The sequence below is a fragment of the Rhizobium phaseoli genome (genome assembly GCF_003985125.1).
Taxonomy (GTDB): Bacteria; Pseudomonadota; Alphaproteobacteria; order Rhizobiales; family Rhizobiaceae; genus Rhizobium; species Rhizobium phaseoli.
In genome coordinates this window covers 329,000-342,699 of the sequence record NZ_ML133566.1, presented here as the reverse complement: position 1 = coordinate 342,699, position 13,700 = coordinate 329,000, and the positions used below count along the sequence as shown (strand labels likewise).

General features: G+C 64.7%; 12 protein-coding genes. 9 read left to right on the top strand and 3 right to left on the bottom strand.

From position 1 onward, the window contains the following. From ubiE to EFD56_RS04800, 8 genes are all read left to right on the top strand, one after another. On the top strand, positions 1 to 777 hold the full coding sequence (gene ubiE, locus EFD56_RS04835) for a bifunctional demethylmenaquinone methyltransferase/2-methoxy-6-polyprenyl-1,4-benzoquinol methylase UbiE (protein WP_016734988.1): 777 nt from the start codon (positions 1 to 3) through the stop codon (positions 775 to 777). A gap of 48 nt (positions 778 to 825) precedes the next feature. Next, positions 826 to 2,400, top strand: a complete 1,575-nt coding sequence (gene ubiB / locus EFD56_RS04830) for a 2-polyprenylphenol 6-hydroxylase (protein WP_004679867.1) — start codon at positions 826 to 828, stop codon at positions 2,398 to 2,400. A gap of 90 nt (positions 2,401 to 2,490) precedes the next feature. Further along, a complete protein-coding gene (locus EFD56_RS04825; RefSeq protein ID WP_064821221.1) occupies positions 2,491 to 4,068 on the top strand; it encodes an aromatic amino acid lyase in 1,578 nt (525 codons plus the stop codon). Between the two features lie 129 nt (positions 4,069 to 4,197). Further along, complete coding sequence (locus EFD56_RS04820) at positions 4,198 to 5,577, top strand: dihydroorotase (protein WP_126904829.1); 1,380 nt, start codon at positions 4,198 to 4,200, stop codon at positions 5,575 to 5,577. Beyond that, positions 5,574 to 6,854 (top strand): Zn-dependent hydrolase, encoded by a 1,281-nt coding sequence (locus EFD56_RS04815; RefSeq protein ID WP_126904828.1) that lies wholly within the window; start codon positions 5,574 to 5,576, stop codon positions 6,852 to 6,854. The genes EFD56_RS04820 and EFD56_RS04815 overlap by 4 nt, the downstream gene beginning before the upstream one ends. Continuing rightward, positions 6,835 to 7,932, top strand: coding sequence for a thiohydantoin desulfurase (locus tag EFD56_RS04810; protein WP_126904827.1), 1,098 nt, complete (start codon positions 6,835 to 6,837; stop codon positions 7,930 to 7,932). Before EFD56_RS04815 ends, EFD56_RS04810 begins: the two co-directional genes overlap by 20 nt. Before the next feature lie 3 nt (positions 7,933 to 7,935). Continuing rightward, positions 7,936 to 8,265 (top strand): TfoX/Sxy family protein, encoded by a 330-nt coding sequence (locus EFD56_RS04805; protein WP_126904826.1) that lies wholly within the window; start codon positions 7,936 to 7,938, stop codon positions 8,263 to 8,265. Positions 8,266 to 8,448: 183 nt separating this feature from the next. Further along, complete coding sequence (locus EFD56_RS04800; protein ID WP_126904825.1) at positions 8,449 to 10,110, top strand: thiourocanate hydratase; 1,662 nt, start codon at positions 8,449 to 8,451, stop codon at positions 10,108 to 10,110. A 30-nt stretch (positions 10,111 to 10,140) separates the two neighbouring features. Here EFD56_RS04800 and EFD56_RS04795 read toward each other — a convergent pair whose 3' ends face one another. From EFD56_RS04795 to EFD56_RS04785, 3 genes are read right to left on the bottom strand one after another with little or no spacing between them, the layout of a single operon-like run. Beyond that, complete coding sequence (locus tag EFD56_RS04795; protein WP_126904824.1) at positions 10,141 to 10,527, bottom strand: VOC family protein; 387 nt, start codon at positions 10,525 to 10,527, stop codon at positions 10,141 to 10,143. Continuing rightward, a complete protein-coding gene (locus EFD56_RS04790) occupies positions 10,524 to 11,762 on the bottom strand; it encodes an MFS transporter (RefSeq protein WP_126904911.1) in 1,239 nt (412 codons plus the stop codon). The genes EFD56_RS04795 and EFD56_RS04790 overlap by 4 nt, the downstream gene beginning before the upstream one ends. Before the next feature lie 4 nt (positions 11,763 to 11,766). Continuing rightward, positions 11,767 to 12,693, bottom strand: a complete 927-nt coding sequence (locus EFD56_RS04785; RefSeq protein ID WP_126904823.1) for a LysR family transcriptional regulator — start codon at positions 12,691 to 12,693, stop codon at positions 11,767 to 11,769. A 125-nt stretch (positions 12,694 to 12,818) separates the two neighbouring features. On the opposite strand from EFD56_RS04785, the gene EFD56_RS04780 reads away from it, so the two are divergent. Continuing rightward, positions 12,819 to 13,583 (top strand): SDR family oxidoreductase, encoded by a 765-nt coding sequence (locus EFD56_RS04780; RefSeq protein WP_126904822.1) that lies wholly within the window; start codon positions 12,819 to 12,821, stop codon positions 13,581 to 13,583. Positions 13,584 to 13,700 lie beyond the last annotated feature (117 nt).

Sequence of the window (13,700 nt, the reverse complement as noted above, 5' to 3'; positions counted from 1 at the left end):
ATGTCAGAAAGCCGCACTTCCGCCGATGGCGGCATGGAGACCTCCTACGGCTTTCGCGAAGTGCCCGGCGGCGAGAAGCAGGGCCTGGTCAACCAGGTGTTCCACAAGGTCGCCAAGCGCTACGACATCATGAACGACGTCATGTCGATGGGCATGCACCGCGTCTGGAAGGATGCGATGATCGCCGCCCTCAATCCGCGCAAGGAACCGGGCTACAAAGTGCTCGACGTTGCCGGCGGCACCGGCGACATCGCCTTCCGCATCGTCGAGGCTTCCGGTCGGCAGGCGCATGCCACCGTACTCGACATCAACGGATCGATGCTCGGCGTCGGCGCCGAGCGGGCGGAAAAGAAGAAGCTTTCGGCCAATCTGACCTTCGTCGAGGCGAATGCCGAGGAACTGCCCTTCGAGGCCGCCAGCTTCGACGCCTACACGATCGCCTTCGGCATCCGCAACGTGCCCAGGATCGATGTCGCGCTGGCTGAGGCCTATCGTGTGCTGAAGCGCGGCGGCCGGCTGCTGGTGCTGGAATTTTCCGAAGTCGACATGCCGCTGCTCGACAAGATTTATGACGCCTGGTCGTTCAACGCCATTCCGCAATTCGGCAAGGCGATCACCGGCGATGCCGAGCCCTACCAGTATCTGGTGGAATCGATCCGCAAATTCCCGAACCAGGAGAATTTCGCGGCGATGATCCGCCAGGCCGGCTTTTCGCGTGTCAGCTTCACCAATTATACCGGCGGCATCGCCGCGCTGCATTCCGGCTGGAAGCTCTGAGGGAATGAAGAAAAAAGAGACGAACCTCCGTCACCGGGGCATTCCAGCATGAGCACTTTCGGAGCCTATTTCCGCCTTTGGCGCGTCGGCTGGGTGCTCGTGCGTGAGGGCGTCGTCTCGGCGCTTCCTTCCGAAGGCCTGCCGCCTTCGGTCGCGCTCGCCAAATCCTTCGTCACGATTTTCGAGCGAAGCAAGGCAAAGCATCAGAAGCGCAGCGACCGATTGGCGCAGGCCGTCGAGCGGCTTGGCCCTTCCTATGTGAAGATCGGACAGTTCCTGGCGACGCGGCCTGACGTGGTCGGCGTCGAATTCGCCAACGACCTGTCGCAGTTGCAGGACCGCATGGCCTTCTTTTCATCGGCTGCCGCCAAGGCGAATATCGAAGGCTCGCTCGGGCGACCGATCGGCGAGCTTTATGCGAGCTTCGGCGAGCCGATCGCCGCCGCCTCGATCGCCCAGGTGCACCCGGCCGAAGTCGAGACACCGCAAGGCCGAAAGAAGGTCGCCGTCAAGATCGTGCGACCCGGGGTGCGCCAGCGTTTTGCGCACGATATCGAAGCCATGTACCTCGTTGCCCATATGCAGGAGCGTTTCATGCCGTCGAGCCGGCGGCTGCGGCCGGTCGAGGTGACGAAGACGCTCGAACAGACGACGAAGGTGGAGATGGATCTGCGCCTGGAGGCGGCAGCGCTTTCGGAGATTGCCGAAAACACCGACAGCGATCCCGGCTTCCGCGTACCGAAGGTCGACTGGGAGCGCACGGGCCGCGACGTCATCACCATGGAGTGGATCGACGGCACGAGAATGTCGGATGTCGAGGGGCTGCGCGCGGCCGGCCACGATCTCAACCTGCTCGCCGACACGCTGATCCAGTCGTTCCTGCGCCATACGCTGCGCGACGGCTTCTTCCATGCCGACATGCATCCGGGCAATCTGTTCGTAGATGCCGATGGCATGATCGTCGCCGTCGACATGGGTATCGTCGGGCGGCTCGGCAAGAAGGAACGGCGGTTCCTGGCCGAAATCCTCTATGGCTTCATCACCCGCGATTACATCCGCGTCGCCGAGGTGCATTTCGAGGCCGGCTATGTGCCGGGCCACCACAATGTCGAGAGCTTCGCCCAGGCAATCCGGGCGATCGGCGAGCCGATCCATGGACAGCCGGCCGAGACGATCTCGATGGGCAAGCTGCTGACGCTGCTGTTCGAAGTGACCGAACTCTTCGACATGGCGACGCGGCCGGAACTGGTGATGCTGCAAAAGACCATGGTCGTGGTCGAAGGCGTGTCACGCATGCTCAATCCGCGCTTCAACATGTGGAAGGCCTCCGAGCCTGTTGTCGGCGACTGGATTCGCAACAATCTCGGGCCGAAGCGGATCGCGACCGATCTCAAGGACGGGCTGAAGGCGGCGGTCAAGCTTGCTGAAGCCGTGCCGGAAATTGCGGCAAAGACCGAAAAATTCCATCATCAGCTCCTGCATATGAGCGAGCACGGCCTGCGTTTCGACGAGGAGACGGCCGAGGCGATCGGCAAGGCGGAAGCACGCCACAACCGCTCGGGCAAGATCGCGCTGTGGATCATCGCATTGACGCTTCTCTATATTGCCTGGATGTTGAGCTGACCGCCTCCCGATAACATGCTGTGTTCGGCATTTAGGATATCCCATGTGACGGAGGGCTCGCTTAGTCTCTCGAATTAGGAGATAAGGCACATGCAGCACGAACGCCCCGGCATCGAACTTTCCGGACGACCGCTTGGTTTTGCCGAGATGGTGACCATCGGTGCGGGCAAGGCGACGGTTTCCGCTTCGACAACCGGCATGGCCCGCATCGCCATCGCCCGCGAGATCGTCGAGGATGCGATTGCATCAGGCATGCCGGTCTACGGCTCGACGACCGGTGTGGGCGCCATGAAGGATGTGGAGTGGTCGGCCGACGAACTCGACACTTTCAATCTCGGCCTGGTGCGCGCCCATCATTTCGGCACCGGCACGCCGTTTTCCTGCAATGTCGTGCGCAACGCCATGGCGATCCGCGTCAATACGGCGCTGACCGGCCAGGTCGGCTGCACGCCGGAGCTGATCGAGGCCTATATCAGGATGCTGGAGGCCGATGTCATCCCGGTCGTGCGCCGCACCGGCTCGATCGGCTGCGCCGATATCGGCCTGATGGGGCAGATCGGCGCGGTGCTCACCGGCGTCGGCGAAGCGGTCTATCGCGGCAAGCGGATGCAGGCGGCCGACGCCTTCCGGGCCGCGGGACTGGAACCGGTGCGGATGGCGCCGCGCGACAGCCTCGCCTCGCTCAGCATCAATGCGGTGAGCTTTGCGGCCGCTGCGGAAACGACACGCAATGCGGCGGCCTCGATCCGCATCCTGCTGGCGACGGCGATGATGGCGGCCGGCGCACTCGGCGCCTCCCGCGATCCCTGGAAAGCCGTCCGCCATGTCGGCACGGCGCGCGAGGCACTGATCGGCGCCTGGCTCTGCAATGCGTCGGAGGACTGGAACTGGCCTGTTGCAACGCATGTGCAGGATCCGCTCAGCCTGCGCATGATCGCCCAGGTGTTCGGCGCCGTCATCGAAAACCTGCTGTCGACCGGCCACAAGATCCTTGCCGCCACCGGCCGCTCGGACGACAATCCCGTGGTGGTGGAAGGCAGGGTGATGACCTCGGGCGGCTCGCTGCCGCTCGATGTGACCATCCTGCTCGAATCGGCCGCCCTCTGCATGGCGCATGCGGCACGCAACGCCTTCAACCGCTGCGTCATTCTCGGCAATGGCCAGCGGCGCGACCTGCCGGTCAATCTCGTGCCTCCGGGTCGGATCGCCACCGGCTTCGGGCCGATCATCAAGCTTGCCGGCGAGATCTTCTCGCGCGTCTTGTCGATGTCCGGTCCCGTTTCGGCGCAGTCGCTGGTCGTGGCAGCCGGCCTGGAGGACGAGGCGGCCTTCCTGCCGCTCGTCATCGAGCGCTTCGAGCGGCAGATGCAGGCGCTGAAGCGGCTTGCCGCACTCGAGGCGCTGCTGTCGGCCCAGGCAATCGACATTCTCGGAGACGAACCGAAGGGCGTCGCCGGCATGCTTTATCAGGTCGTGCGCAAACACGCGGCTTTTTATACCGTCGACCGGCCGCTTTCGGCCGAGGTGGAAGCGATCGAGGAAGAGCTCGGATCGGACGAGTTTCTGGCAAAATTGATCGAACAGGTTCCGATCGCCTCCTTCGACGATTTCTTCGCACTCGGCTCGCCGGAGCCCATCGAGGAGCGGCTGGCCAGCCGAACAGGATGATGTCCGGCCAGGGCCTGAAAATTGGGATCCTGTTCTACATTAACCAGATGATGCCATTCGACAGACGTCACGCTTTTGGCACCACGCTCCAGCCGGCAACGGTCTGACTTCAGTCTAGGAGGAAGCCGCATGGACTTCGATCTCGTTCTGCAGGGCACGGTGGTGCTGCCGGACCGCATTCTCGACGAAGGCTATGTCGCCGCCCGCGACGGCAAGATCGCCGAGGTCGGCCTCGGCGTGCCGCCTTCAGCGCGCGAGCGGCATCTGCTCGGCAAAGCACTGATCCTGCCCGGTGCGATCGACGCCCAGGTGCACTCGCTTTCGCAGAAAGACCAGGAAGACTTCATCTGGTCGACGCGCTCGGCGGCGGCCGGCGGCGTCACGACGATCGTCGACATGCCCTATGACGAGGGCGATCTCGTCTGCTCGGCCGCAGCGGTCAAACGCAAGATCGACCACGCGGGCGCGCAGGCGCGTGTCGACTTCGCGCTTTACGGCACCGTCGATCCGGAAGAAGGCCCGGCGCGGATCGGCGAGATGGTCGCGGCGGGCGTCGCCGCCTTCAAGTTTTCCACTTTCGGCACCGACCCCAAGCGCTTTCCGCGCATTCCGCCGGCCCTGCTCGACGCCTGCTTTGCGGCGATCGCGCCGACGGGACTGACATCAGGCGTGCACAACGAGGACGACGAGGCGGTGCGCAGCTACATGGAGCAAGTAAAGGCGAGCGGCATCACCGACTGGCGGGCGCACGGCCTGTCACGGCCACCGATCACCGAACTTCTGGCGATGCACACGATCTTCGAGACGGGTGCGGCCACCAGCTGCCCGGCGCATGTGGTGCATTGCTCGCTCGGGCGCGGCTACGATATCGCCCGCGCCTATCGGCGTGACGGTTTTGCGGCGACCGTCGAATGCTGCATCCACTATCTGACGCTCGACGAAGAGAATGACGTGAAGCGCCTCGGCGGCAAGGCGAAGATCAATCCGCCGCTGCGGCCGCGCGCCGAGGTTGAGAAGCTCTGGCGGAAGGTGGCCGAGGGCGATGTCTGGCTGGTTTCGACCGATCACGTCAGCTGGTCGGAGAACCGCAAGACCAATCCCGACATGCTCGCCAATGCATCCGGCGTGCCGGGCCTCGAGGTCATGGTGCCGCTTTTCGTCAAAGGCGCGATCGAGCGCGGAATTCCGCTGACTTGGGCGGCCCGGCTGATGGCGGAAAATCCGGCCAAGCATTTCCGGCTCGACCATATCAAGGGAGCGCTGACGCCGGGCAAGGACGCCGATATCACCGTGCTGGAACCGCGGGAAAATGTCTATGATGCGTCGGCCAGCGGCAACAATGTCGTCGGCTGGAGCCCCTATAACGGCATTGCCTTGCCGTGGACCGTCGCGGCCACCTACCTGCGCGGCGAAAAGATCGCGGAAGGCGGCAAGGTGCTGGCCAAGCCCGGCACCGGCCGGTTCGTCCGGCCGCCGCCGCGCCACCTCATTGCGGGAGCCGGTGCATGAATCGCAATCTTCCCGTCAATGTCAGCCGGATCGCCGAGGATATCGTGGCGCTGGCCGAAATCACCGAGCCGGGGCACCCCTGGACGCGGCGGGCCTTCTCGCCGCTCTTTCTCGAAGGCCGGGCCTATCTCGAAGCGCGGATGAAGGCGGCCGGACTGGAAACGCGGATCGACGCGGCCGGCAATCTGATCGGCCGGCGCACGGGTCGCAAACCGTGGCTCGGCACGATCATGCTCGGTTCGCATTCCGACACGGTGCCCGACGGCGGCCGCTTCGACGGCATTGCCGGGGTGATCGCGGCGCTTGAGGTGGCGCGGGCGCTCAGCGACCAGAGCATCGAACTCGAGCACGATCTGGAGATCGTCGATTTCCTCGCCGAAGAAGTCAGCATCTTCGGTGTCTCCTGCATCGGCAGCCGCGGCATGACCGGGCAATTGCCGGAAGCCTGGCTATCGCGCGTCAGCGATGGGCGCGACTTGGCCGAAGGTATCGCCGAAATGGGTGGCAGGCCTGGCGTGCTGGACCAGCAGAAGCGGCCCGATCTGGCAGGCTTCCTAGAACTGCATATCGAGCAGGGGCCGGTGCTCGAAGCCGAACGCAAGGATATCGGCGTCGTCACCGCGATCGCCGGCATCACCCGCATCGAAATTGCCGTCGAGGGACGAGCCGACCATGCCGGCACGACGCCGATGGACCGGCGGGCGGATGCGCTGGTGGCGGCTTCGCAGCTGGTGCTCGACATCCGCAACGCCGCCGCCGAACTTGCCAAGATGCCGGGCCACTTCGCCGCGACGGTCGGCGAACTCAGGATCGAGCCGAACGCCGCCAATGTCGTGCCGTCGAAAGTGGTGCTGCTGATCGACGGCCGTGCGGAAATCCGCGCCGACATGGAGGCCTTCTGCCGCTGGCTCGACGGCCATGTCGAAAAGCTCGCCACCGCCTACGGCGTGACGATCGAGACGCCGAACCGGGTGTCCGACAACATGCCGACACCAGGCGATGCCAGCCTGCTTTCGACGCTTGAGGCTGCCTGCGAGCGTGTCGGCGCGAAAAATCGGCGCATGGCGTCCGGCGCCGGACATGACACGGCCTGGATAGCCAAGGTGGCGCCGGCGGCGATGATCTTCGTGCCCTGCCGGGGAGGCCGCAGCCATTGCCCCGACGAATGGGCCGACAATGACGACATCGCGCTCGGCGCCGCCGTGCTGTTCGAAGCGGTGCGCGAGATGGACAAGGATTTGAAGCGGGAGAAGGCCGATGGGACGCATACTGGTTGAGAAAGACGTCGAAGCCGCCGTCAAGGGCGGCTCCGTCTATGCCGCCGGCGGCGGCGGCTGGGCCGATCACGGGCGGATGCTCGGGCTTGCGGCCGTCAATGTCGGGAAACCGGAGCTGGTCTCGATCGACGAGCTGCGGGACGAGGACTGGATCGCGACGGCCGCTGCCATCGGCGCGCCCGCCTCCACCACGCCCTGGGAAATGCAGGGCATCGATTATGTGAAGGCGGTGCAGCTCTTGCAGGAGGCGCTCGGCGAAAAGCTTTTCGGGCTGATCATCGGCCAGAACGGCAAATCCTCGACCCTGAACGGCTGGCTGCCCTCGGCGATCCTCGGCACCAAGGTGGTCGACGCGGTCGGCGATATCCGCGCCCATCCGACCGGCGACATGGGCTCGATCGGCATGGCCGGCTCGCCCGAGCCGATGATCCAGACTGCGGTCGGCGGCAATCGGGCCGAAAACCGCTATATCGAGCTGGTGGTGAAGGGGGCGACGGCGAAGATCTCGCCGGTACTGCGCGCCGCCGCCGATCAATCCGGCGGCTTCATCGCCAGCTGCCGCAACCCGCTGCGCGCTTCCTATGTCCGCAGTCACGCCGCACTCGGCGGCATCTCGATGGCGCTTGCGCTCGGCGAGGCGATCATCGCGGCGGAGAAACGCGGCGGATCTGCTGTGATCGACGCCATCTGCAAGACAACGGGCGGGCATATCCTCGCCGAGGGCGTCATCTCTCGAAAGGACGTCGTCTACACCAAAGAAGCTTTCGATATCGGCACGGTCACCGTCGGCACGGGCGCAAAATCGGTGAGGCTGCATGTGATGAACGAATATATGGCCGTGGACGATGCCGATGGCGCACGGCTTGCCACCTTCCCCGCGGTGATCACCACGCTTTCTCCGGAGGGCGAGCCGCTCAGCGTCGGCCAGTTGCAGGAGGGCATGTCCGTCTTCATCCTGCATGTGCCGAAGGATATCATCCCGCTGTCGGCGAGCGTGCTCGATCCCACCGTCTATCCCGTCGTCGAAAAGGCGATGGGGATCGAGATTGCCCGCTACGCTTTGGAAACGAAGGCCTGAGTCATGACGCGCGATCCCGGCCTCGAAGAACTGCTGCGCGAAGAACTCGGCGATCGGCCAGGGCTGACCGAACAATCGATGTTCGGCGGCCGGGCCTTCCTGCTGAACGGCAATCTTCTCTGCGGCGCGCGCAGCGACGGCATGCTGATGCGTCTCGGCAAGGGCAATGACGGCTGGGCGCTGGCCCTGCCCGGGGTGATCCAGATGCTGTCGGGCGAGCGGGTCATGCAGGGCTGGCTGCAGGTGACCGCCGAGGTCTACGGCGGCGATGCGCTGCGACGGCGCTTGCTCGATGGCGCGATCGCCTATGTGGAATCGCTGCCGGGGAAGTAGAGTTTTCCCTTCTCCCCGGCGGGGAGAAGATGTGCGAAGGACAGATGAGGGGGCGAGCGGCAGGGCCACGAGTGCCTGAGCGCAAGCGAAGGCAAGCAAAGGCCTACCGTGTGGCGCCCTCATCCGACCCTTCGGGCCACCGACCGGGGAGAAGGGAAAACAGAGACCAAGCGAGGAACAACCATGTCGAAGGCCAATCCGCGTCATCCGAAATTTCCGATTCCCGGCGGGCCGGACTTGCGCGCCAAGGGCTGGCGGCAGGAAGCGCTGCTGCGCCTGCTCGAAAACGTGCTTTCCGTTGGCGAGGATCCCGAAAACCTGATCGTCTATGCCGCGCTCGGCAAGGCGGCCCGCAGCTGGGCGGCGCATAAGGGCATCGTCAAGGCGCTGACCGAGATGGAGGAGGACCAGACGCTGCTTATCCAGTCCGGCAAGCCGATCGGGCTGGTGAGGACGCACGCCAGGGCGCCGCTCGTCATCATGGCGAACTGCAATATCGTCGGGCAATGGGCTAAAGCGGAGGTGTTCTACGAACTGCAGCGCAAGGGACTGATCTGCTGGGGCGGACTGACGGCGGGGGCCTGGCAGTATATCGGCAGCCAGGGTGTCATCCAGGGAACCTACGAGATCTTCATGCGCATTGCCGAGCGGCGCTTCGGCGGCGATCTCGCCGGCCGCTTCGTGCTGACGGCGGGTCTCGGCGGCATGGGCGGGGCGCAGCCGCTCGCAGGCCGCATGGCGGGGGCTGCGATCCTCTGTATCGACATCGATCCGGAGCGCGCGCACAAGCGCCAGCAGATCGGTTATCTCCAGGAAATAGCGCCCGATCTCGATACCGCCCTTCAGATGATCGATGCGGCGGTTAAGGAGAAGCGGGCGCTGTCGGTCGGGCTCGTCGGCAATGCGGCGGAGGTCTATCCCGAAATCGCCCGGCGCGGCATCGTGCCCGACATCGTCACCGACCAGACCTCGGCGCATGACCTCGTCTATGGCTATGTGCCGAAGGGCATGAGCCTGGATCAGGTCAAAGGGCTGCGCGACGACGGCCAGGGGCAATTGATGGCGGCAAGCCGCGCCTCGATCGTCGAACATGTAACGGCGATGCTGGATTTCCAGAAGCGCGGCTCCGAAGTCTTCGACAACGGCAACCTCATCCGCACCCAGGCCAAAGAGGGCGGCGTCACCAATGCCTTCGACATTCCGATCTTCACCGAAGCCTATCTGAGGCCGCTCTTTGCTCGGGCGATCGGCCCGTTCCGCTGGATGGCGCTGTCGGGCGAGAATAACGATATCGCCCGCGTCGACGATCTGTTGCTCGAACTCTTCCCCGACAACAAGATCATCACAAACTGGATCCGGCTGGCGCGCGAGCACGTCCCCTTCGAGGGGCTGCCGGCGCGCATCGCCTGGCTCGGCCACGGCGAACGCACGATGCTGGCGCGGCGCGTCAATGCGCTGGTCGCAGGCGGCGAACTCAAAGGCCCGGTGGCCTTTTCCCGCGACCATCTCGATGCCGGCGCCATGGCGCATCCCAACATCATGACCGAGCGGATGAAGGACGGTTCGGATGCGATCGCCGACTGGCCGCTGATCGATGCGATGATGCTCTGCTCGTCGATGGCCGATCTCGTCGTCGTCCATTCCGGCGGCGGCGGTTATGCCGGCTACATGACGAGCTGCGGCGTCACCGTCATCGCCGACGGCACCGATTCCGCCGACGAACGGCTCGACCACGCGCTGACCAACGACACCGCCCTCGGCGTCATGCGGTATGCCGATGCGGGCTACGAGGAGGCGCTGGACGAGGTGACGAAGAAGGACGTGCCCTATATCCGGCTGGATTGAAACCGAAGGCAGGTATCGGCCTATCGAACGTCAGCCGATCAGATCCGAAACCTCGATGAGATTGCCGTCCGGGTCTCGGAAATACACCGAACGCAACCGTCCGGTCGCGCCGGTGCGTTCGACCGGGCCCTCTTCGATCGCAACGCCCGACGCCTGCAGATGAGCAATGACGTCGGCAATCGGCGTTTCGGCGATGAAGCAGAGGTCGCCGGAGCCGGGGGCGGCATGTTTTGCCTTCGGTTCGAATTCGTGGCCGGCCCGATGCAGGTTGATCTTCTGGCGGCCGAATTTCAGCGCCTTGCGGCCTTCCGCGAAGGTTTCGACCGACATGCCGAGGATGCGGGAATAGAAGTCGCAGGTGGCTGCGATATCGGCGACGGTCAGCACGAGGTGATCGAGACGGTCGATGCGGATCATGCTTTCTCCCTTGCAAGACGCTGCGCGACACAGGCGGAGATAAAGGCGAGGGTCAGCATGACAAGGGTGAAGGCGACGACGCCGGCCCAGCCGTCGATTGCGAAGAACCAGCCACCCGCCGACCCCATGAGGCTGGAGCCGACGTAATAGGCCAGCATATAGAGCGACGAGGCGTGGCCCTTGGTGCCATGCGCCAGCCTGCCGACGAGGCCGCTGGCGATGGAATGGCTCATGAAGAAGCCGGCCGTCAGCACGACGACACCGAGAATGATCGATGGCAGCGGGGCAAAGAGCGTCAGCGCGCTGCCGGCGGCGGTCAGCGCCAGACCGAAGAGCAGCAAGCGAAAATGCCCGATCCGATCTCCGATGAGGCCGCCGATCGAGGCAGCGCCGATGCCGAAGAGATAGACGGCGAAGATCAGGCCGAGTTCGGTCTGGTTGAGGCCATAGGGCGGCGCCACGAGACGGAAGCCGGCGTAATTGTAGATGGTCACGAAGGAGCCCATCGCCAGGAAGGCGATGGCGAAGATGAAGGGCAGCGCCGGATTGGCGAGATGGCCGCGCCAGGCCTTTGCGTGAAAACGCGGGTCGAAGCCCGGCCGGCGGACGAAATTCCGCGATGGCGGCAGCAGGGCGATGAAGCCGAGCGCCGCGGCAAGGCCGATGGCGCCGATGACGAACAGCGCCGGCCGCCAGCCGAGATATTCGGCGAAGATGCCGGTCAGCACGCGGCCGGACATGCCGCCGAAGGCCGTGCCGCCGACATAAAGGCCCATGGTGGCGCCAAGGCCGCGCGGATCGATCTCCTCGGCGAGATAGGCCATGGCGACGGCGGGCACGCCGCCGAGAACGAGACCCTGAACGGCGCGTATGACGAGCAGCAAGTGCCAGTTCGGCGCAAAAGCCGTGGCGACCGTCAGCAAGGCCGCACCGACCAGCGATATCGACATCAGGCTGCGGCGACCAAGCCCTTCCGAGACGGCGGCGGCGCAGACGATGGCGAGGGCAAGAAAGCCGGTGGAGAGCGACAGCGACAGCGAGCTTTCGGCCGGGCTGACGGAAAATTCCTGCGAAAAGATCGGCAGCAGCGGCTGCACGCAATAGAGCAGCGAGAAGGTGGAAAAGCCGGAGAGGAAAAGCGCCAGGCTGGCGCGGCGATAGGCGCCGGTACCGCGTGTCAAATAGTGCTTTTCTCCTGTGGGCACGGTCTTCACCGCGTGCACTGAGGGCGGCATATCTTCATCCTGACGAACCTTCGTGTTCATCCGCAATATCCCAATAGGGCGGATCGCCAAAACTCTTCTTCAGGTGATCGGCGATGGCGCGCAGCTTGGCCGAGGGGTTCCGGCCGGCGGGATGAGCCATATAGATGAATTCGGCCTCCGGCCTGTGACCGACATCGATTTCGGCAAGCAGGCCCTCGCGGATGGCCGGGCCGGCGATGAAGGCGGGCAGCAGCGCAATGCCGAGGCCGGCGATGGCGGCGTCGCGGAGCATATCGCCGTTGTTGATGCCGAGCGCCGGTTTTGCCCGGACGAGGATCGCCCCCTCCGGCGTCTGGAAGCGCCAGTCGGCGACACCGCGATTGGTGTAGAAGATACCGCGATGATTGTTGAGGTCGGCGAGCGAGGTCGGCATTCCCTGGCGGGCGAGATAATCCGGCGCCGCGCAGAGAAGCCGGCGGCTCGGCGCAAGCTTCCAGGCAACCAGCCGGCTGTCGGCGAGCGGGCCGTTGCGGATGATGGCGTCATAACCGTCCGAGGCAGCATCGACACGGCGGTCGTCGATATCGAGCGTCAGGTGGATGTCGGGATGTTGGGCGAGAAAGGGATAGAGCGCCGGACCGAGATGCATGCGGCCGAAGGTGACGGGTGCAGCAATACGGATCGGGCCGGACAGCGCGCCGCGCCGCTCGGCCATGTCGGCGGCGGCCTCCTCGATCTCGCGCACGATGCGCCCGGCTCGTTCCAGGAAGACCGCACCGTCTTCCGTCAGAGTGAGTTTGCGCGTCGTACGGTGCAGCAGCGTGCCGCCAAGCGCCTTCTCCAGTTCTGCCAGCCTTTCGCTGACGACGGATTTGGAGAGGCGCAGCCGCCGGGCCGCCTCGCTGACCGAGCCGGCCTCGACGACAGCAACGAAAGCGGCAATGCCTTCGACCCTGATCATTGTTCGGTCTTTCCGAATTCGAATTCCCCGATCTGGAGACTAATCCGAACGAAAGGAAAATGCCATCTTCCATTCAACGGAAGGGACGGCAGGGGCCGCCTCGCCTCAAAATAGGAGATGGAACCATGAACCGCTTGAACAACAAGGTCGCAATCGTCACCGGCGCAAGCTCCGGCATCGGCCGCGTCACGGCAAAGCTTTTTGCCGCCGAAGGCGCCAAGGTCATTGTCGGCGCCCGACGTCAAGCCGAACTCGACAGCCTGGTGGCGGAGATTAGTGCCGAGGGCGGCGATGCCGTGGCCGTTGCCGGCGACGTCCGGTCGGAAGAATATCACCAGGCGCTGGTTGCGGCCGCCGTGACCCATTACGGCAAACTCGACATCGCCTTCAACAATGCCGGCATCATCGGCGAAGCGGGTCCGAGCACCGGTGTCTCGGAAGCAGGCTTCAGCGAGGCACTGGCCGTCAACCTGACCGCATCCTTCCTCGCTGCCAAACATCAGATCGGTGCGATGGCGCAAAATGGCGGCGGTTCGGTGATCTTCACCTCGACCTTCGTCGGCTACAGCTTCGCCTTTCCCGGCGTTGCCGCCTATGCCGCCAGCAAATCCGGCCTGATCGGGCTGACGCAGGCGCTCGCCGCCGAATTCGGGCCGCAGGGCGTGCGCGTCAACGCCGTCCTGCCGGGCGCCGTCGATACCGACATGTACCGCGACATGAACGATACGGCCGACAAGCAGGCTGCCGTCACCGCTATGCATGCCCTGAAGCGGGTCGCGACGCCGGACGAAGTCGCCCGCTCGGTGCTCTACCTTGCCTCCGACGATGCCAGCTTCGTCACCGGCACGGCGTCGCTGGTCGACGGCGGCATTTCGATCACCCGCAGCTGAGACGGCGCGGCATGATATTCGCCGGTGGGCTGGGGATCCCTCTCCAGCCCGTCCGCGCGATTGCATGTTCTGCGCCAAAGGCTTAGGGTCGAGGCCGGGCAAAAAAAGGCGACGGGT

Bases quoted from the DNA above. Each gene is read 5' to 3' on its own strand.
- ubiE (WP_016734988.1), top strand. From the start codon at position 1: ATGTCAGAAAGCCGCACTTCCGCCGATGGCGGCATGGAGACCTCCTAC.
- ubiB (WP_004679867.1), top strand. From the start codon at position 826: ATGAGCACTTTCGGAGCCTATTTCCGCCTTTGGCGCGTCGGCTGGGTG.
- EFD56_RS04825 (WP_064821221.1), top strand. From the start codon at position 2,491: ATGCAGCACGAACGCCCCGGCATCGAACTTTCCGGACGACCGCTTGGT.
- EFD56_RS04820 (WP_126904829.1), top strand. From the start codon at position 4,198: ATGGACTTCGATCTCGTTCTGCAGGGCACGGTGGTGCTGCCGGACCGC.
- EFD56_RS04815 (WP_126904828.1), top strand. From the start codon at position 5,574: ATGAATCGCAATCTTCCCGTCAATGTCAGCCGGATCGCCGAGGATATC.
- EFD56_RS04810 (WP_126904827.1), top strand. From the start codon at position 6,835: ATGGGACGCATACTGGTTGAGAAAGACGTCGAAGCCGCCGTCAAGGGC.
- EFD56_RS04805 (WP_126904826.1), top strand. From the start codon at position 7,936: ATGACGCGCGATCCCGGCCTCGAAGAACTGCTGCGCGAAGAACTCGGC.
- EFD56_RS04800 (WP_126904825.1), top strand. From the start codon at position 8,449: ATGTCGAAGGCCAATCCGCGTCATCCGAAATTTCCGATTCCCGGCGGG.
- EFD56_RS04795 (WP_126904824.1), bottom strand. From the start codon at position 10,527: ATGATCCGCATCGACCGTCTCGATCACCTCGTGCTGACCGTCGCCGAT.
- EFD56_RS04790 (WP_126904911.1), bottom strand. From the start codon at position 11,762: ATGCCGCCCTCAGTGCACGCGGTGAAGACCGTGCCCACAGGAGAAAAG.
- EFD56_RS04785 (WP_126904823.1), bottom strand. From the start codon at position 12,693: ATGATCAGGGTCGAAGGCATTGCCGCTTTCGTTGCTGTCGTCGAGGCC.
- EFD56_RS04780 (WP_126904822.1), top strand. From the start codon at position 12,819: ATGAACCGCTTGAACAACAAGGTCGCAATCGTCACCGGCGCAAGCTCC.